At 61.4% G+C, this 18,906-nt stretch carries 14 protein-coding genes; 3 read left to right on the top strand and 11 right to left on the bottom strand.

What is annotated here, in order from left to right; translation table 11 throughout:
• The first annotated feature begins 43 nt into the window (after positions 1–43).
• Positions 44–1,825, top strand: a complete 1,782-nt coding sequence (locus ACYQ6M_RS17035) for an ABC transporter ATP-binding protein (RefSeq protein WP_460074723.1) — start codon at positions 44–46, stop codon at positions 1,823–1,825.
• 34 nt (positions 1,826–1,859) lie between these two features.
• On the opposite strand, the gene ACYQ6M_RS17030 is transcribed toward ACYQ6M_RS17035, so the two are convergent.
• Positions 1,860–4,118, bottom strand: a complete 2,259-nt coding sequence (locus tag ACYQ6M_RS17030; protein WP_460074722.1) for a CHASE2 domain-containing protein — start codon at positions 4,116–4,118, stop codon at positions 1,860–1,862.
• 372 nt (positions 4,119–4,490) lie between these two features.
• Between ACYQ6M_RS17030 and ACYQ6M_RS17025 the strand changes: the two genes are divergently transcribed.
• Positions 4,491–5,396 carry a FecR family protein gene (locus ACYQ6M_RS17025; RefSeq protein WP_460074721.1) on the top strand — a complete coding sequence of 302 codons (906 nt, stop codon included), beginning with the start codon at positions 4,491–4,493 and terminating at the stop codon, positions 5,394–5,396.
• Between the two features lie 7 nt (positions 5,397–5,403).
• On the opposite strand, the gene maiA is transcribed toward ACYQ6M_RS17025, so the two are convergent.
• The 6 genes from maiA to xdhA all read right to left on the bottom strand — a co-directional run bounded on the left by maiA (position 5,404) and on the right by xdhA (position 14,037).
• Positions 5,404–6,048: a maleylacetoacetate isomerase gene (gene maiA / locus ACYQ6M_RS17020; RefSeq protein ID WP_055656853.1), complete on the bottom strand. Its 645-nt coding sequence runs from the start codon at positions 6,046–6,048 to the stop codon at positions 5,404–5,406.
• Positions 6,049–6,257: 209 nt separating this feature from the next.
• A complete protein-coding gene (gene guaD / locus ACYQ6M_RS17015; RefSeq protein ID WP_460074720.1) occupies positions 6,258–7,637 on the bottom strand; it encodes a guanine deaminase in 1,380 nt (459 codons plus the stop codon).
• 66 nt (positions 7,638–7,703) lie between these two features.
• Positions 7,704–9,287: a permease family protein gene (locus ACYQ6M_RS17010; RefSeq protein ID WP_031268760.1), complete on the bottom strand. Its 1,584-nt coding sequence runs from the start codon at positions 9,285–9,287 to the stop codon at positions 7,704–7,706.
• A 68-nt stretch (positions 9,288–9,355) separates the two neighbouring features.
• Positions 9,356–10,210 carry a xanthine dehydrogenase accessory protein XdhC gene (gene xdhC, locus ACYQ6M_RS17005; RefSeq protein WP_031268759.1) on the bottom strand — a complete coding sequence of 285 codons (855 nt, stop codon included), beginning with the start codon at positions 10,208–10,210 and terminating at the stop codon, positions 9,356–9,358.
• A gap of 3 nt (positions 10,211–10,213) precedes the next feature.
• Positions 10,214–12,556 (bottom strand): xanthine dehydrogenase molybdopterin binding subunit, encoded by a 2,343-nt coding sequence (gene xdhB / locus ACYQ6M_RS17000; RefSeq protein WP_460074719.1) that lies wholly within the window; start codon positions 12,554–12,556, stop codon positions 10,214–10,216.
• Between the two features lie 17 nt (positions 12,557–12,573).
• A complete protein-coding gene (xdhA, locus tag ACYQ6M_RS16995; protein ID WP_460074718.1) occupies positions 12,574–14,037 on the bottom strand; it encodes a xanthine dehydrogenase small subunit in 1,464 nt (487 codons plus the stop codon).
• A gap of 202 nt (positions 14,038–14,239) precedes the next feature.
• On the opposite strand from xdhA, the gene ACYQ6M_RS16990 reads away from it, so the two are divergent.
• Positions 14,240–15,139 carry a LysR family transcriptional regulator gene (locus ACYQ6M_RS16990; RefSeq protein ID WP_460074717.1) on the top strand — a complete coding sequence of 300 codons (900 nt, stop codon included), beginning with the start codon at positions 14,240–14,242 and terminating at the stop codon, positions 15,137–15,139.
• 12 nt (positions 15,140–15,151) lie between these two features.
• On the opposite strand, the gene ACYQ6M_RS16985 is transcribed toward ACYQ6M_RS16990, so the two are convergent.
• The 4 genes from ACYQ6M_RS16985 to pcaH form a co-directional block, all read right to left on the bottom strand.
• Positions 15,152–16,465 (bottom strand): lyase family protein, encoded by a 1,314-nt coding sequence (locus ACYQ6M_RS16985; RefSeq protein ID WP_460074716.1) that lies wholly within the window; start codon positions 16,463–16,465, stop codon positions 15,152–15,154.
• Between the two features lie 54 nt (positions 16,466–16,519).
• Positions 16,520–17,356 carry a beta-keto acid cleavage family enzyme gene (locus tag ACYQ6M_RS16980; protein ID WP_460074715.1) on the bottom strand — a complete coding sequence of 279 codons (837 nt, stop codon included), beginning with the start codon at positions 17,354–17,356 and terminating at the stop codon, positions 16,520–16,522.
• A 196-nt stretch (positions 17,357–17,552) separates the two neighbouring features.
• A complete protein-coding gene (pcaG, locus tag ACYQ6M_RS16975; RefSeq protein ID WP_460074714.1) occupies positions 17,553–18,173 on the bottom strand; it encodes a protocatechuate 3,4-dioxygenase subunit alpha in 621 nt (206 codons plus the stop codon).
• A gap of 2 nt (positions 18,174–18,175) precedes the next feature.
• Positions 18,176–18,904, bottom strand: coding sequence for a protocatechuate 3,4-dioxygenase subunit beta (gene pcaH, locus ACYQ6M_RS16970; protein ID WP_055656871.1), 729 nt, complete (start codon positions 18,902–18,904; stop codon positions 18,176–18,178).
• Positions 18,905–18,906: the final 2 nt, after the last annotated feature.

Below are 18,906 nucleotides of genomic sequence, written 5' to 3'. Positions count from 1 at the left end.
CGCCGCCCGTTTTCCAGAGTTCAAGAAAGACCAGGGCGTCCGGATGTCCAGCCAGTCAGACCATGTAGCCGTTGCCGAAGACGTCGTTCTTTCCGTAAGAGATCTGCGCACGGACGTCGCGACTCCTTCCGGCCGCAAGACCGTGGTCAAGGGCCTGTCGTTTGACCTGAAGCGCGGTGAAACCCTTTGTATCGCGGGCGAATCCGGATCCGGAAAGTCGATCACGGCTCTTTCCATCATGGGACTTCTGCCGGAGCCGATGGCCCGGGTCTCCGGTGGTGAGGTGCTGTTTCAGGGCAAGGACCTGATCAAGCTTCCCGAGGACGCCATGCGCCGCATTCGCGGCGGCGATATTGCCATGATCTTCCAGGAGCCGATGACCTCGCTCAATCCCGTGCTGACGGTTGGCCGACAGTTGCGTGAGGCGATCCTGGCGCATCAGGATGTAACGGGTAGTGAAGCGAACAAGCGCGCACTGGCAATGCTGGAATCGGTGCGTCTGTCGGAGCCGGCACGGCGGCTGAAACAATATCCGCACGAGCTTTCCGGCGGCATGCGCCAGCGGGTGATGATCGCCATGGCGCTGGCCTGCAATCCGAAGGTGCTGATTGCCGATGAGCCGACGACGGCGCTCGACGTGACGATCCAGGCACAGATCCTGCAGCTGATCCGCGACTTGCAGCGCGATTTCGGCACGGCGGTAATCATGATCACCCACGACATGGGCGTCGTTGCCGAAATGGCCGACCGGGTGATCGTCATGAACCACGGCAACATCGTGGAAAGCGGCACGGCTTCCGACGTGTTCGAACGTCCGGCGGACAGTTACACACGGCACCTTCTGGAGGCCGTACCCAAGCTTGGCGCCATGACCGGTGTCGACAGTGCGGCCCGGAAAAAGGACCAGCCCGAAGCACCGGTCCTCGAGGTGGAAGACCTTGTCGTCCGCTTCGACCTGCATGGCGGCCTGCTCAATCGGGTGACATCCCGTGTTCATGCGGTCGAAGGCGTTTCTTTCACGCTGGCACCCGGGGAAACCCTTGGCCTCGTCGGAGAAAGCGGCTGCGGCAAGTCCACCATCGGCAAGGCGCTCATGAACCTGGTGCCCTGGGAAGGGAGCATCCGGGTCGCCGGCCAGCATGTCGGCATCGGCAGCGCACAGGAACAGCAGCGCCGCAGGCGCGACATGCAGATGATCTTTCAGGATCCCTATGCCTCCCTCGACCCACGCATGACAGTCGGCGAAATCGTCGGCGAACCACTGGTGATCCACGGTCTGGCGCGGGGCAAGGACCTGAAGGACAAGGTGGCATCGCTGTTCGACCGGGTCGGCCTTCCGGCCGATGTGATCACCCGGCATCCCCACGAATTCTCCGGTGGCCAGCGCCAGCGCATCTGTATTGCCCGCGCACTGGCGCTTTCGCCCAAGGTCATTGTCGCGGATGAAAGCGTCTCGGCGCTCGATGTTTCGGTGCAGGCCCGTGTTCTGGATCTTCTGCAGGAACTGCAGGAGGATCTCGGCCTCTCGTACCTGTTCATTTCCCACGACATGGCGGTTGTCGAGCAGGTCTCGCATCGGATCGCGGTCATGTATCTCGGCCAGATCGTGGAGATGGGAACACGCCGTCAGGTGTTCGAAAACCCGCAGCACGACTATACCAAGCGACTGTTGAAGGCCGTGCCGATCCCTGATCCCAAGCGCCGGCGCACCGTTTTCGATGTGCCGACGGGCGAAATCCCCTCACCGGTGTTGCCGCTTGGGCAATCGGTCGAGCGGGTGCGTTACCATGATGTCGGCGACCGGCATTTGGTGGCTGTCGCCTGAAGCCGCCGGAACCGAGCGTGTGGCTGGCGGCGCTTTACCTCGCATGCATCCTGCGAGAATGCACTGCAGGCATTACTCTCCGGCAAGTTCCATCGATGATGGGAGACGGCATGAAACTGTCGTAGAAGGCGTTCAAGTCGACCGGAGCCACCGCGAGGCAGGCGTTCACAAGGCGTTCGATTTCTGCGCGACTGGCGCCGCGCGTGCGTTCTTCGATAAGTTCCCTGTGCCGCCTTTCCAATGCCTGCCACTCTTTCGTTCGGGCAAGTGTCTCATCGCCGACAAGCGCATAGAGAGTTGCCGGCTGAGCCTTGCCCTTGAGTGTAATCGACCCTGCTTCCAGAAGTGCCATGGCCTTGCACGCGGTTGCAGTTGTCTGCGTCAGCAAAATAGGCCAGCCGACCTGCTTGCAGGCTGTCTCGACTCTGGAAGCAACGTTGACGGCGTCACCGATGACCGAGTAGTTGAACCGCGAACTCGAGCCCATGTTGCCAACGCAACCAGGTCCACTGTTCAGGCCGATGCCAATGCGGATGTCGCCCAATTTATGGGGTCCGGACTTGAAGCCGAAGGCATCCCGGTCGTTGAGTTCCTTGACGATTTTTATCATGTCCAGCGCAGCATGGGCGGCCTTGACCGGATGATCGGCAACGTCAAGCGGCGCGTTCCAGAACGCCATGATTGAATCGCCAATATATTTGTCGATTGCGCCTTCCCGTTTCTGGATGCATTCCGATAGTGGAGACAGCAGACGGTTCAGGAATGCGACCACGTCTTCGGGAGGCAGCTTTTCGGATATCGGCGTAAACCCCCTCACGTCCATGAACATCATCGTCATGTCGCGGATTTCGCCTCCGAGACGCAGCGTGTGAGGCTGTTCCTCCAGCTTTCTGAGCAAGTCCGGTGCGAGATAGCACTGGAAGGCCCTTCGGACAAACCGCTTTTCCCGCTCCGCGAAGGCAAACATCAAGATTGTGGTCAGGAGAAAAATAAGCCCGGAAACCAGCATGGGGAAGACCGGATCCAGAAGGAGGCCATAGCTGGAAAAGGCAAACCAGCTTCCGCCGCTAACTGCCGCGCTCAGGACGGCGCCAACGGCAGCCGACGGGATCGCGCCTGTTGACGGCAATATGGCACCGATAATGAGCGTCACGATGAACAACGCCGCGATTTCGGCTCCTGTCGCCCAGTCGGGACGGTTGAGAAACGTATTCGACAGGATCTGATCAATGATCTGATGATGCATGAAAACACCCGGAACGCTCTCGCCGAGAGCCGTGAGCCTGATGTCTCGCAATCCGGCAGCCGACGATCCGAAGAGGATGATGTGGCCCTCGATCAGGGGGACCAGCTCCTCGTCGGACAGGTTCAGAAGATCCCTCGCAGAAAGATAGAGAGACGGGTCATTGCGCGAATAATAGATCAGCAGATGGCCATTGGCCGTCACCGGAACCTGGAACTCTCCAACCTTGAATTCGGTCATGGCGAGTGTTCCTGCACTGAACTCGCCGCTCGCTTCCGAAGTCTTGAGAACAAAGGTTTTGTCGCCAAGTGCGACACGAAGCGTCTCAAGTGCCAGGGCCGGATATATTTCACCGTTCGTGCTGGCGATGAACATTGGAACCTGGCGCACCACCCCGTCGGAATCCGCCTGCCCAAGGGAAATCGTACCACTTCCCTCCGCGACAGCCTGATAGGGCGGCAGGCTCATCACGCTGCCTCTGATCGGGTCAAGGAGCGGTGTCGGATCTTCCCCGAGGACGACGTAGGCAGCCTTGGCATCGGGCAGTCCCATTGCCGATCTCGGTTCGTTGAAAAACCCGAGGATCGTCGGCAGCCCGGCCATTGACTGAACGAAAACAGCATCATTGTCGGGTATTCCCGAGAGCAGTGGCTTGATCTCGTCGCGGCCGGGCCAACCGCGTTCTTCCAGTTCCCGCAAGAACCCCGCCGGTCCTGTCCGGTCGGGCTCGGAAAACACCATGTCAAAGGCGGCGCAGGCAGCTCCCAGGTTCTGAATACGCTCCAGAAGTTTGGCAATCTGGGTACGCGGCCACGGCCATTGGCCTAGCTGCGCTATCGACTTCTCGTCGATGTCGATGATCCGTATCGGTTGCCCCAAAGCCTCCCTCGGTTTGAAACGCTGATAGGTGTCGAAGGTGATCCAGCGCAGGGACGCTATGAACGGGGGATCGGACAGGCGTAGTTCACGGGCGCCGAAAAGGAGGATCAGCGTCAGACCCAGGACGAAAACGTGCCTGTTGCGTAGCAAGTTGAAAAGCGTCTTTCCCACCGGCATGCCCCTGACCGACAGTGCTGTTCGGGAGCCGCGACACCGTTCCCATGTCTGGTGTCCACTCTACGCCAGAATACGCGTTTCTGAGAAAAATAGACCTTGACAAAAAGAACAATGTTTGAACCGAGAAATCGGAAACGATTCGTCTGTTGGTTAAGGATGTGGTAAGATCTCATCGGTCGGGCCGGAGTGGGAGCTATGAGGTTTGCCCCGGTTTTAATAGTTTTATCGTTATCCATCTTTTATTCGTCGGTGTCCTTGGCCGACAAGGTTGGCATAACCGTTGATGCAAGAAAGACCGTCAAAGCGACGGGGGGAAGTGACCCCCGCATCTTGGCATCAAACACATCCATTTTCAGGGACGACCGGTTGCGTGCCAATTCCAGCGGAAACGCACAGATCCGGCTGATCGACGGCACCAAGATTGTTGTCGGTCCCAATGCGGATGTGAAGATCGATGACTTCGTGATCACGGGTCAGACTGTTAGCAAGCTTACTGTTAGTGCAACGCGCGGCGCCTTCCGCTTCATCAGCGGGCGAAGCAAGTCTTCCGCCTACAGCATACGGACACCGAATGGCACGATCGGCGTGCGGGGCACGGCTTTCGATGTGACAATCACGCCTCAGGGAACCAATGTCGCCCTGTTGCGCGGTGCGATCAACGCATGCGACAGGAGCGGGCGCTGTCAATTGGTCCGAAACCGGTGTGACTATGTCCTTATCGGTCGGCGCGGGGTGAAACAGGATCGGCTGAATTCGGATGCACTCAGAAATCGGTCGAAGTCACTCTTTCCGCTACTCGTAAATGAGTCGAACCTGAACAGACAGTTCAGGCAGCGCGGATCTGGATGCACCGTGAAAAATGCAAGACTGGCACCCGATCGGGTTCCCGAGCAGCAACCCAGGAACATTTTCCGCGCCCTCTTCAGTCCGCGACAACCAACCGAGAACCTGAACAGCCCCGAGCGGAGGAGCCCGGAGCCGAACAGCCCCGAGCCGAACAGCCCTGGTTCGAATAGCTCAGAGCCGAGCAATTCCGTTTCCAGTTCGCCAGAACCGGCGGCGCAATCTGGCGGTGCGCCTGCGAGCGCTGGCGTTCCCAACAATCCGGGCAACGGCAATGCTGTCGGCAATGCGGGAGAAAGATTCTCCGGCGGCTCTCGCGGAAACAGTGCAAACGCACCCGGCCAGAGCAGCGATTCACCGGGCAGGAGCGGCAGCACACCGGGAGAAAACAGACAGGCCCGCAACCAGGCTGAACGCCGCAATAATTAGCCTTTTATCAGGCGGGCGGCGCGCCGATGGCATCCGGGTGGGCGTCCTTGAACGCGTCGAGGGCTTCGGCGGCAGCTGCAGCACGCAGAATTTTCGGAAATCCGGAAACATCCACACCCCAGCGATTTGCGTTGTAGAGCTGAGGCATCAGGCAGCAGTCGGCCATGCTCGGCGTTTCGCCGTGGCAGAACGGACCGTTGTCATCCAGAAGGTTTTCGAAGGCGGCAAGGCCCTTGCCGATAAAGCGCTGCATCCAGGCTTTCTTGGCATCATCGCCACCGCCGGTCAGCTCCGCCACATGACCAACAATGCCGAGATTGCAGACCGGGTGGATTTCCATGGCAATGGCATAGGAGAGCTGACGCACCCGGTACTGGCCGTCGACATCGTCCGGCATCAAGGTCGAACCGGGTGTGGTCGCATGCAGATATTCGATGATGGCCAGCGACTGGGTCAGCGTCTTGCCGTCAACGATCAGCGCGGGCAACAGGCCCTGAGGGTTGAGAGCGAGATAGTCATCTTCCAGATGGGCGCGGGTCAGAAGGTTCACCGGCCGGTAGTCAACATCGAGCTTCAGCAGATTGAGCGCAATGCGCACGCGATAGCTCGCCGAGGACCGCCAGTAGTCATATAAAACAATATCTTTCGCCACGAATCCCTCCCAGCAACACGGTGTGCATTGATACACTTATTTGGCCATGAATTGGCAAGTCCGTGTGCGCGGAACGGCATCAAAAGCCGATTTTTTGCTGAGCCGGAGAAGAAGCCCTTGCCGTTATCTTTTCTCTTCCGCTGGAGGTCATCCCGGGTCTCGCGATGCTCGCCCGGGGTGACGTCGAAGTTCGCGGCCAGGTTCTCAGGTCAGGACAGGACGAGGTCCCTTTCTCGGGCAGCAGGCGTTTTGCGTGTCCTTGCTGGCGCGGGCTGCGGTACCGCTGGTGCCTTGCCCTTCTGCGGTTTGCCGGCGACATAGACCTCATCTATGGCCCGGTCGTCGCCCAGCATCTGCAGAACGAAAAGCTCTTCCGCAAGGGTCGACGCCCGCTCCATGCGCAGAGCCATTGCCTCGGTCGCACGGCTGTCCAGCACCACGATGTCCGCTTCCGTGCCTTCGTCCAGGGTGCCGATCCTGTCTTCCAGGCCGAGCGCGACGGCATTGCCGCGGGTGATCCAGTGGAAGGCGCGGAAGGGATGCAGTTTCTGGTCCTGCAGCTGCAGGATCTTGTAACCCTCGTTCAGTGTCTGCAGCATGGAATAGCTGGTGCCGGCGCCGATGTCGGTGGCAATGGCGTTGACGATGCCCTTCGAGCGCAAGCCTGCATCATCGAAAAGACCGCTGCCGAGGAAGAGGTTCGACGTCGGGCAGAACACCGGCCGGGCGCCGGTTTCGGCCAGCGTATCAATCTCGCGCTGTTCCAGGTGGATCGAGTGGCCGAGCAGCATCTTGTCCGACAGGAGGCCGTAGCGCTGGTAGACATCGAGATAGTCGCGGGCTTCCGGGTAAAGCTCCAGCGTATAGGCGATCTCGTTTTTGTTTTCCGACAGATGGGTCTGGACGAAGCAGTCCGGATGTTCGGCAACCAGCGCGCCGGCGATCTCCATCTGTTCCGGAGTTGAGGTGATCGCGAAGCGCGGCGTAATGGCGTAGCTCGCACGCCCTCGTCCATGCCATTTGGCGATCAGGCCCTTCGTGTCGTCGTAGCCGGATTGCGGCGTGTCGCGCAGCCCGTCCGGGGCGTTGCGGTCCATCAGCACCTTGCCGCCGATCATCCGCATGTTGCGCTGCTCGGCTTCCTCGAAATAGGCCTCCGCCGAGGCCTTGTGGACCGAACAATAGGCAACGGCCGTCGTGGTGCCATGGTCGGTCAGCAGGTCGAAGAAGCGGCAGGCCATGGCGGCAGCATGGCCTTCATCCGCAAAGCGGGTTTCTTCGGGGAACGTGTAGGTGTTCAGCCAGTCGAGAAGCTGTGCCCCCCAGGAGGCGACGATCTGCACCTGCGGAAAATGGATATGGGTATCGATGAACCCCGCCATCAGCAGTTTCGGCCGGTGATCGATGATTTCCGCATCACCCGCCCCGGCAACCACTTCGCAATAGCTGCCACGCCGCAGGATGAGGCCGTTTTCGATCAGAAGCGCACCATCCTCGATGTAATCGAAGGCGGAGGTGTCATCCGGGGATTGTGGCTCTGCAGAAAAAGTCAGCAGGCGGCCACGAAGCAAGAGACGGTCGGAAGGCATCGAGAAAGGTCCCGTTTGTCGGAGTTCGGGGCGGAAGATCCGCCCCGAAGTGGTTTTAGGTCTGGTTCATTCGCCCGGGCTGACCTGGGCAGTGGCAATCGGCTCGGCTTCCGGCTCTGCCGCGTCTTCACGGTGGAAGATCGGGTAGATGAACAGGAAGGCGGCGGCGATCAGGTAGCCGAGGCTGACGGTGGTAAATTCCGGCCAGTGAAGCGTTGCGGAATGGATGATCCCGACGGAAGCCATGGCAAAGGCGGCAAAGGCGAAGCCGCCGGCATTGCGGAACTTGCCGTCAATGACACTGGCAACGATGGCGCCCCAGATCAGACCCGTCAGGATGGCCCCCTGGCTGAGGGCGAGGTGACCTTCGTAATGGGCGCCCTGCTGCAGCAGCGCTGCGGTCAGTTTCGGATCGCCAAGGGCCAGCATGCCTGTGGCGCCGGTCGCGCCGAGCGCGCCGATCAGCGAGCCCCACTTGATGATGAGGAAGCTGGAGACATGCGGCATCATCGCGATGGTGACGGCGGCCATATGGTCCGTGCGCACCGCATGGGCGGTGTTGGTGATCAGGCTGAGCGCGACGAACACCAGAACGGGGGCGGCAGCGGCCACCGGGATCAGGTTGTTCAGGAAGGCAAGCAATCCGAAAAAGGCAGCCAGCGGAATGACCGCGCCGACGCCGATCACGTAACCTGCATGAGCACCCATGCGCTTGTAGGCCGGATGGCCGATATAGGCGGTCGTCGGGAAGGGCGAACCGAACAGCGCGCCGATCATGGTGCCGACACCGTCGGTAATCTGGCAGGTTGCCACCGGATAATGGTCGCCTGCGGCTTCCGCGCTCTCCACGTTGTTCATCGTTTCGATGAAATTGTAGATCTGCACCGGCACCAGAACCAGGAACAGCTCCGGATGGTTGAACAGATGCTGGATCCCGGCCATCAGGTCGCCAAGGTAGGGAACGGGCGGATAGAAGCCGACGCCCTCGAAGCTGATCGTCGATTGACCGGTGGCCAGCGCGACCCCGGTGCCGACCATCAGGGCCAACAGGCCGGCCGGAATGTTGAACGGCAGGCGGAACCGGCCAACGAGGCCCCACAGGATGATGATCATCGAGGCAAAGCCAATGAACGGGTTCTCGAACACCGTTGCCAGCGGCACGGTGCCGATGAACACCAGGGCGATGCCGCACAAGGTGCCGAGCATGCCCGCACGCGGGGTCACCTTTTTCAGCCAGGGGCCGACAAGCGCACCGAGGGCTGCGACGATGCCGCCCATGAAGCCCGCGCCGATGCCGACCTGCCAGGCCAGAACCGGATCGTTGGTCGCCCAGTAGATCGGTCCGATGACGCCGAAGAGATAAACGAACATCACCGGTGTCGAAATGCCGTAAGGCAGCGCGGTCACGTCCCGGCCATGCTGTGCGGCGGCGCGTTTGGCCAGCAGGACATAGGCGGCGACACCGGCCAGGATCGCGATGGCGGCACCCGGCACGATCTTGCCGTAGACAATGTCCGCCGGCATCTGGAATACGAACTGGCAGATGCCTGCCAGGACCATGAGGTTTACGAGGTTGTCGGTGAACAGGGCCCAGAAGGCGCTGAAATCCCCCCTCGAAAACAAAGTGTAGTCGTTCCTCCCAACCCGCATGTCGGGTCTCCTTTCAGGGTAAGACAGCCGTCCTGTTCCATCTCCCAAAGGACAGGGCAGCCGTTGTTTCACTGCGCGGCCTCCAGCAGCGCAGCCTCCTCCGTATCGCCGGCAGCTCTTGCGCCCGAGGTCAGGGCGGTCAGGACTTCTGCGGCGACAAAAGCGGCGATGATCTCGGGGCGCTTGTCCCGGCTGGCGGTTGCGCCGATCGGGCAGGTCAGCTGGTCGATGGAAAGGCCATTGCAATGGCTGTTGCACCAGGAGCGCAGCTTGGCGCGTTTTGTGGCCGACCCGATCATGCCGACGTAGGACGCATGGCCGATCTCCAGCGCGGCCGACGTCAGCAGGAAGTCCAGGCCGTGGTCATGGGTCAGCACGATAAAGGCGCTGCCCGCGGGCGCATTGTAGATTTCGACTTCCGGAATGGCCCGCAGGCGCATGTCGACACGCGCCTGGCATTGCGCCAGCTCTTCCTTGCGCATGTCGATCAGTACGCAGTGCACCGGCGCATGCTGCAGCAGGTTGGCAATCGCCCGGCCGACATGTCCCGCGCCCATGACATAGACATGCGGCAGCGCATCGTCCTCGTCCCGCAGGCGGCTGATGACTGCCTGCCGTTCGGCTTTGCGCATGCGTGCAAGTGATATTTCCACCCGTCCGCCGCAGCACTGGCCGATTTCCGGGCCGAGCGGCAAGTCGAGCCTGGAGGAAAGCGTGCCGTCGGCCAGCATGGAACGGGCCTGGGTAATGACGATGTGCTCCAGTTGGCCGCCGCCGATGGTGCCGAAGAGGCTGTTCGGGGCAACGAACATCTCCGTGCCGGCTTCCCGGGGGGACGATCCTCGAACCCGCGTCAGCACGACACGGACGATCGGGTGGGCTGAGCCGAAGAAGCTTTCGGTCTGGCTGGAGCGCATAGTCATGATTTACTCCCGGGTTTTCAGCCGCTCGATGGCCATCAGCACCCGCTCCGGCGTTGCCGGGGCATCAAGGCGCGGGCATTCGCGGTAATCGGCGACACTGGCAACGGCCATGGAAAGCGCCTCGAAGACGGAAACCCCCAGCATGAAGGGCGGTTCGCCCACGGCCTTGGAGCGCTTGATGGTGCGTTCCTTGTTTTCCGACCATTCGGCAAGCTTCACGGTGAACTGGCGTGGCCGGTCGGAAGCGAGCGGGATCTTGTAGGTCGACGGCGCGTGGGTCCTGAGGCGTCCGGCCTGGTCCCACCACAGTTCTTCCGTCGTCAGCCAGCCCATGCCCTGAATGAAGGCACCTTCCACCTGCCCCTTGTCGAGGATCGGGTTCAGCGACTTGCCGACGTCATGCAGGATATCGGTCCGCTCCACCCGGTATTCACCGGTGAGCGTGTCGACGGAAACTTCCGAGCAGGATGCGCCATAGGCGAAATAGTAGAACGGGCGGCCTTTTCCGGCGGCGCGGTCCCAGTGGATCTTCGGCGTCTTGTAGAAGCCGGCGGCCGACAGGTGCACACGGGCCATATAGGCCTGGCGGACAAGATCATTGAAGGACACCAGTTCGGACCCGATCTCGACCATGTTGTTATGGAAGCGGATGGTTTCCGGTTCGGTGTTCCAGCGCTCGGCGGCAAAGGCGACCAGACGTTCCTTCAGCTGTTCGGCTGCGTTCAAGGCAGCCATGCCGTTGAGGTCGGAGCCCGATGAGGCGGCGGTCGCCGATGTGTTCGGCACCTTTTCGGTCGTCGTCTTGGTGATCTTGATGCGCTCGAAATCCACCTGGAAGGCATCTGCCACGACCTGGGCCACCTTGGTGTTCAGGCCCTGACCCATCTCGGTGCCGCCATGATTCAGGTGGATCGATCCGTCATTGTAGATGTGGATCAGCGCACCGGCCTGGTTGTACCAGGTGGCTGTAAAAGAAATGCCGAACTTGACCGGTGTCAGCGTAATACCCCGTTTTAATATGGAGGAACGGGCATTGTGCTGCAGGATCGCCTCACGGCGGGCCTGGTAGTCAGAGGAGCTTTCGAGTTCTCCGATCAAGCGCGGCAAGATGTTGTCCTCGACCTCCTGGTGATAGGGGGTGAGGAGACGGCCGTCGTTGCGGTCGCCATAGAAATTGGCCTTGCGGATCTCCAACGGGTCCTTGCCGAGCGCATAGGCGATCTCCTCGATCATGCGTTCGGCGGCAACCACGCCCTGCGGCCCGCCGAACCCTCGGAAAGCAGTGTTCGAGACCGTGTTGGTTTTCATCGGCCGGCTGGTGAGCCGGACATTCGGATAGAAATAGGCATTGTCCGCGTGGAACAGCGCGCGGTCGGTGACCGGCCCGGAAAGGTCCGAGGAATATCCGCAACGGGCCGCGAAGGTGCCGTCGACAGCCTCGATCCGGCCGCTGTCGTCGAAAGCAACGTCGTAGTCGACCACGAAGTCGTGCCGCTTGCCGGTGGCGGTCATGTCCTGGTCGCGGTCCGGGCGGATCTTTACCGGGCAGTTCCACTTCTTCGCGGCGATGGCAGCCACCGCGCAGAAGAGGTTCATCTGGCTTTCCTTGCCGCCGAAGCCACCGCCCATACGGCGGACGTTGACCGTGACCGCGTTCGACGGCACGCCGAGCACATGGGCAACCATGTGCTGCGCCTCGCTCGGGTGCTGGGTCGAACAGTGGACAGCGACGTCGTCGTCCTCACCCGGAATGGCAAAGGCAATCTGGCCTTCCAGGTACATGTGGTCCTGGCCGCCGATCGTCATCCGGCCCTGGATGCGGTTCTTCGCGCTGTCGAAGGCAGGGGCGATCTCGCCGCGTTCCAGCTTCAGCGGCGCGGTGACATGCGGATAGCCGGCATCTATCGCACGGACGGTATCAAGCGCATGCGGCAGGACCTCATAGTCGATCTTTGCCAGTTCGGTGGCCCGCCGGGCAGCGTCGCGGCTTGTTGCGATGACGGCAAACAGCGGCTGACCATGGAATTCCGTCTTGTCGACCGGAAACACCGGTTCGTCGTTCTGGCCCGTGGGGCTGATGTCGTTGCAGCCCGGAACGTCGGCCGCAGTCAGCACACCGATGACACCGGGAGCTGCCAGAACCGCCTCCAGATCCATTGACTTGATCAGGCCGTGGGCAACCGTGGACGTGCCGAGATAGGCATGAAGGGTGCCCTGCGGTTCGGCAATGTCGTCGCAATATTCTGCCCGGCCGGTGACGTGTTTTTCCGCACTGTCGTGGCGGCGGTCGGTATGGACAGCGCCGCTGATCGACTTCTTGGCGTCCGTGATGATGTCGTGTTTCATGTGGTTCGCCTCAAAACTCAAGCAGACAGCAGATCGACCGCTTCCGTGGTCGTTTCGTCATGGGTCAGGAAGAAGCGCTGCAGCAGGTTGCGCGCGGCAGTCGCCCGGTACTCGGCCGAGGCGCGCCAGTCGGAAAGCGGTGTGAAATCGGCTTCCAGCGCCTTGCCGGCAGCCAGGAACGCAGCTTCCCCCCAGGGCTGGCCGCGCAGCGCGGCTTCTGCTTTGGCGGCTCGCTTCGGCGTGCCGGCCATGCCGCCAAATGCCAGGCGGCAATCGGTGATGCGGCCTTCGGAAACGGTCACGCAGAAACCGGCGGCGACAGACGAGATATCCTCGTCCCGGCGCTTGGAAATCTTGTAGGCAGCGTGAAACTGGCCGGAACGGGGTCGCGGGATCAGGATGCTCTCGACGAATTCGGAGGGCGCCCGGTCCTGTTTGCCGTATTCGATGAAGAACTGCTCCAGTGGCAGGCTGCGCTGCGTGGCTCCCTTGCGCAGAACGATTTGGGCCCCGAGCGCGATCAGCACGGGCGGCGTATCGCCGATCGGCGATCCATTGGCGATGTTGCCGCCGATGGTGCCCATGTTGCGCACCTGTTGGCCGGCGATCCGGTCCCAGTAGCTTTTCAGATGCGGGAAAATCTCGCAGATGGTCTCCTGCGCTTCCGAGTAGGTGACGCCTGCACCGATCTCCAGCGCTGTGTCGCTCAAGGTGACCGATTTCAGCTCTTGAAGGTGGCTGATGAAGACGGCCGGGCCGATGGGGCGCATGAACTTGGTGACCCAGAGACCGACATCGGTGGAACCCGCAACGATGGTCGCCTGCGGAAAGTCTTCCAGAACGGCTGCGAAGTCGGCGACATCCGCCGGAAGGATCGCCTGGTTGTCGTCAGGGCCGGTGACGACACGGCGGCCGTCGGAAAGCGCTGTCAAACGTTCGGTGATGGTTGCCCGTTCCGTTTCCAGGAAATCCTGTGCCGGCGAGCCGTAGCGGTTGGCGGCCATGGCGGCGGCTATGATCGGCTGGTAGCCGGTGCAGCGGCAGAGATTGCCCTGGATCGCGCTTTCGACTTCCGTTTCTGTCGGTTCCGGATTGCCCATCCACAGCGCGTAGAGCGACATGACGAAGCCTGGGGTGCAGAAGCCGCACTGGCTGCCGTGGAAATCGACCATCGCCTGCTGGATCGGATGCAGACCACCGTTTTCTCCCCGCAGATGCTCGATGGTGACCACGTGGCATCCATCAAGCGACGCGAGAAACCGGATGCAGGCATTGACGGTCTCATATTTCAGAACGCCGCCGGCCAGCCGGCCGACCAACACCGTGCAGGCCCCGCAGTCGCCTTCCGCACAGCCTTCCTTGGAGCCCGTCAGCCGGCGTTCCAGGCGCAGGTAGTCGAGCAGGGTCTTGTCGGCAGGCGCATCCGTGACAATCACGTCGGCGCCGTTCAGCAGAAACCGGATTTCTGTGCGGTGGGTCATCGCGTCCTCGGGCAAAGTCTTCTCTCAGCCGAGGACGGTACGCTTCAGGACACTTGCAAAAAATCCGGTGATTCCGGAAATTCTTTCAACAGATCATTGAAAATGGCCGTGCGATACTGTGGCTCGGGAAATGCGACCAAAGTCGATCATGAGAACGAGCGTCCTGTAATCGCACGAGAATTCAAATCCGAGGCAAGAGGCCATGTCCTATCTGGAATCCCTGCGCGTCTTCACCCGCGTGGTCGAACTGGGCAGCATCACATCCGGCGGACGCGACTTGCGCCTGACACCGGCGGTTGCCAGCAAGCGCATAAAGGAGCTGGAAAAGCATCTCGGCGTGCGGCTCTTCAACCGCACCACAAGGTCCCTCACGCCGACCGAGGTCGGCAAGGTGTTCTACGATTATGCGGTGAAGGCGCTGGAATCCATCGAAGACGCGGAAGCCGCGGTCGCCAGCTTTTCCGATACGCCGCGCGGGGTCATCCGGGTCACGGCACCGCTTGGTGCCGGCCGGCGCATCATCGCCCCGCTGGTGCCGCGTTTCGTTGAAAAATTCCCGGCAACGGAAGTGCATATGCGCCTGTCGGACCGCAAGGTCGACATCCTGTCCGACGGGCTGGACGTCGCCTTTTTCATCGGCACCCCGCAGGATTCCAACCTGAAGCTCCGCAAGATTTCCGATTGCCCCCGAGTGCTCTGCGCGGCGCCGGACTATCTGAAAAAGCACGGCACACCGCAAACGCCGGACGATCTCCTGAGCGATGAGCACAATTGCCTGCTGCTGCGCTACCCGCGCTCACCCGAATATTACTGGGTTCTTCAGACACCGGCCGGGCCGCGCAAGCTTCAGGTCTCCGGCAAGATGGATGCCGACCATGGCGACGTTCTCACCGACTGGGCCTTGTCAGGATATGGCATCGTCAACAAGCCGAGGTTCGATGTTGCCCAGCACCTGGAAAGCGGCCGTCTGGTGGAGATCCTGAAGGACACGCCGCCTCCACCCACCATCTTCGGCTGCCTCTATCCGCACAGGCGCCTGCAGGACCCCAAGATCCGCCATTTCGTGGATTTCGTGATCAGCAACGCGGATGTGGCGGGCTAGGCGTGACCCTGTTCAGCCTTTGCGGCGGGTCTGAAAGATCCGGTCCGACATGTCCCTTGCCGGTGCGACGACCTGGTGCGGGTCCAGTTCCTTCTGCCAGTCAAGGCTGACCGGCGAAATCCTTGCAAGGGCTTCGGCAAAGGGGGCCGGGTCGTTTGCAGCTGCCGCGACAAGATCCTTTGCCTCAGCGCGGGAAACGCCGTTCCGGGCGAGAACGAAACTGGCGGTTTCGGCCATGATTTCCGGGTTTGAGGCCAGTGTAGCGGCGAGGTTGGCCTCGTGCGCCTGCAGGCTGGTGGCAAGCTCTTCTGCGTGAACCAGCGCAGCGCCTGCGGCCAGCAGCATTTGTGGCAGGAAATGCCATTCCAGCGGCCACGCTGTCCCGTCGCGCTCCTCAAGGGGGCTGGCGGCAGCGGCAAGCCCGGCCTGGGCGGCAATCGCAATGCTGTTGAGCACCTGAATGGTCTCGGCCTGCACCGGGTTCGCCTTTTGCGGCATGGTCGAGGATCCGCCACCGGTCCCGCTGGAAACTTCCGCAATGTCCGTGCGGCCGGAAAGCGCCAGGTCTCCAGCCATCTTCGCAAGGGCGGAGGTGACCTGTTGCAGCCAGCCCGCAAGCGCCAGAATGGGCGTCCGGTTGACGTGCCACGACGGGCTGTCTTCAAGGCCGAGTTCCAGTGCGAGCGCCGCCGAGACTGCGGTTCCATCCGGAGCGATTGCGCTGTTGATGCCTGAGGCGCCGCCAAACTGGACGCGCAGCACGGCGGACCTGAGCGCGGGCAGGGCATTTTCTGCATCTATCAGCGGATGCGCCCATTGCGCGATCCGGTAGCCGAGGGTGATCGGTGTCGAAACCTGGCTGCGCGTACGCCCCGCCATGAGCTGATCCGCATGGCGCTCGCTCTGCCGTTCCAGCGTATCGACCAGTTTTTCCAGTCGAGCGCCCAGGATCTCCAGCGCCACCTTCGCCTGAAGGACCAGCGCCGTGTCGATCACGTCCTGACTGGTCGCGCCCCAGTGCAGCCAGGCCCCGGCGTCGGCGCTGAGCTGCTTGCGCAGTTCCGCCACAAGCGCTGGAACGGGCACGCCGGCGGATCTTGTACCGGCCGCAAGGTTTGCGGGCTCGATCTTAGCGTCGGCGAGCTTCTCTGATATCTCCCGCGCGGCCTGCGCCGGAATGATCTCCAGGCGCCCCTGTACGGTGGCAAGGGCGCGCTCGAAGGCGATCATATGCGCGACATCGCTGCCATCAGCGAGAAGCTTGGTCAGGTCACCGTCAGCAAAGAGGGAGGAATGGATCTGGCTGGAAAATAGAGAAAGAGGCATGGCTCGGCAGGGTCTCTGGATGGGCCCTTATTGAGAGCCAAGTGGAAAGGCGGGTCAAGCCGCCTTCAGCGGCAGACCCAGGATCTCGCGCGCCTGCTGCCAGGTCGCGACGGGACGCTCATATTTCTCGCAAAGATCCGCCGCCCGTTTTACAAGCGCCGCATTGGAAGGGGCAAGCGTGTCCCGGTTGAGGCGGATGTTGTCTTCCAGGCCGGTGCGGGTATGCCCGCCTGAGGAAATGCACCACTCGTTGAGGGGGAACTGGTGTTGACCGATCCCGGCGGCACACCATTCGGCGTCCGGTACCAGCCGTTCAACGGTCTTTATGTAATAGTCGAAGACATCCCGGTCGACCGGCATGGCATTCTTCACGCCCATGACGAACTGCACATAAAGCTTGCCGGGAATACGCCCGTCGCGGTTCATGGCAGCCGCCTGATGAATGTGGCTCAGGTCGAACGCCTCGATCTCCGGTTTCACATGATGGGTGCGCATCTCGCTGGCAAGCCAGTCGACCAGATCCGGCGGGTTCTCATAGACCCGGGTCGGAAAATTGTTGGAGCCGACGGACAGCGACGCCATGTCGGGCTGAAGGGCAATCATGCCGCCGCGTTCCTTCCCGGCACCCGAACGGCCTCCGGTCGAAAACTGGATGATCATGCCCGGGCAGTGTTTTTCCAGCTCTTCCTTGAGCCGCGCGAACTTCTCCGGATCCGAGGATGGCGTCTCATCGTCGTTGCGCACATGGGCGTGGACGATGGTTGCACCGGCCTCGAAGGCAGCCTGCGTGCTTTCCACCTGCTCCGTAACGGTGATCGGCACCGCCGGATTGTTTTCCTTCTTCGGCAGCGATCCGGTAATCGCGACGCAGATGATGCAGGGCTTGGACATGTTTCACGCCGCTCCGGTTTCGCGTGCGCCTTTCCCAACAAGGAGCGGCGATCGTTGCATAAGCCTCCCTCATCCTGAGGAAGCGCTTAAGCGCTGTCTCGAAGGATGGGCCGCATACTTTGAGTGCGCCGCCCATCCTTCGAGACGCTTGGCTTGGCCAAGCTCCTCAGGATGAGGAAGAGTGGTTTGTGCCTTCTCAGATATCGAAGAACACCGTTTCGTCCGGGCCTTGCAGCTTGACCTCGAAACGATAGACCGTCTTGCCGTCGCGCTCGGTCTTCCGGGCGATCAGGGTCTGGCGGCGCTTTTCCCATTCGATCAGGTTGATCACCGGGTCGGCCGCGTTGGCTTCGGTCTCGTCCTCGAAGTAAAGGCGGGTCTGAAGCCCGACATTGATGCCGCGTGCGACGATCCAGAGGCTGATATGGGGCGCGGAAACCTTGCCGTCCGGCAGCTTGACCGGGCCTGGCTTGACCGTGTCGAACCCCCATTCGCCGGTGTCGAAATCGGTGATGACACGGCCCCAGCCGCGAAACCCGTCTTCCACGTCGCCGGCATGTTCAGGATGGGTGTAAATGCCCTCGCTGTTGGCCTGCCAGGTTTCCAGCATCACGTCCTTGATCGGCGAGCCCATGCCATCGATGACGACACCTTCCACACGAATGCGCTCACCCTTGGCATTGGGGCCTGCGATATCCCAGCCCAGTTCCTGCCGATAGATGTCGAAACCGGCGGCGCCTGGCGCGAGGCCGATATGAACGTAAGGTCCGGCCGTCTGGGAAGGCGTTTCCTTCAGATAGTCGAGTTGCTGCGTCATGATCAGTTCCCCTCCGGCCGGTTTTCAAACAGGGTCGAGCGGCGTCCGCGCAGGACGATGTCGAACTTGTAGGCGATCGTGTCCAGCGGGATGGTGGCATTGAGGTCGAGCTTGGCGACCAGTTGCTCGATGGCCGCCGGATCGGGAATGGTGTTCACGATCGGGCATTTCGGAATGAGCGGATCGCCCTCGAAGTAGCATTGGGTGATCAGGCGCTGACAGAAGGCAGTGCCGAAGATAGACATGTGGATATGGGCCGGCCGCCAGTTGTTCACCCAGTTCCGCCAGGGGTAGGCGCCCGGTTTGATCGTGCGGAAATAGTAGTAGCCGTTCTCGTCGGTCAGGGTGCGGCCGCAGCCGCCGAAATTCGGGTCGATGGGCGCAAGATAGGTGTCCTTCTTGTGCCGGTAGCGTCCGCCCGCATTGGCCTGCCAGATCTCCACCAGGGTGTTCGGGATCGGCTTCGCGTTCTCGTCCAGCACCCGGCCATGCAGGATGATCCGCTCGCCGATCGCGCTTTCACCCGCCTTCGCGTAGTTGTAGATCAGGTCCTTGTCGAGCGGGTCGATATCGTTATGGCCGAAGGTCGGCCCGGTGATCTCGCTGACGTTGTTTTCCAGGCTGATCATCGAATATTGCGGCGAGCGCGACACGCTGGTCTTGTAGTCCGGCGTATGTGCCGGCGGATGCCACTCGCGGTCCCGCTGATAGAAAGGTCCGGGTTTCAACATCG

Source organism: Roseibium sp. ROS1 (genome assembly GCF_054658215.1).
The sequence above is the reverse complement of the archived record's forward strand: the minus strand, read 5'-3'. Positions and strand labels throughout refer to the sequence as shown.

Coding starts and splice junctions, on each gene's coding strand:
- ACYQ6M_RS17035 (WP_460074723.1), top strand. CDS start 44: ATGTCCAGCCAGTCAGACCATGTAGCCGTTGCCGAAGACGTCGTTCTT.
- guaD (WP_460074720.1), bottom strand. CDS start 7,637: ATGCCTTCCGACCGTCTCTTGCTTCGTGGCCGCCTGCTGACTTTTTCT.
- ACYQ6M_RS17010 (WP_031268760.1), bottom strand. CDS start 9,287: ATGCGGGTTGGGAGGAACGACTACACTTTGTTTTCGAGGGGGGATTTC.
- xdhC (WP_031268759.1), bottom strand. CDS start 10,210: ATGACTATGCGCTCCAGCCAGACCGAAAGCTTCTTCGGCTCAGCCCAC.
- xdhB (WP_460074719.1), bottom strand. CDS start 12,556: ATGAAACACGACATCATCACGGACGCCAAGAAGTCGATCAGCGGCGCT.
- xdhA (WP_460074718.1), bottom strand. CDS start 14,037: ATGACCCACCGCACAGAAATCCGGTTTCTGCTGAACGGCGCCGACGTG.
- ACYQ6M_RS16990 (WP_460074717.1), top strand. CDS start 14,240: ATGTCCTATCTGGAATCCCTGCGCGTCTTCACCCGCGTGGTCGAACTG.
- ACYQ6M_RS16985 (WP_460074716.1), bottom strand. CDS start 16,465: ATGCCTCTTTCTCTATTTTCCAGCCAGATCCATTCCTCCCTCTTTGCT.
- ACYQ6M_RS16980 (WP_460074715.1), bottom strand. CDS start 17,356: ATGTCCAAGCCCTGCATCATCTGCGTCGCGATTACCGGATCGCTGCCG.
- pcaG (WP_460074714.1), bottom strand. CDS start 18,173: ATGACGCAGCAACTCGACTATCTGAAGGAAACGCCTTCCCAGACGGCC.
- pcaH (WP_055656871.1), bottom strand. CDS start 18,904: ATGTTGAAACCCGGACCTTTCTATCAGCGGGACCGCGAGTGGCATCCG.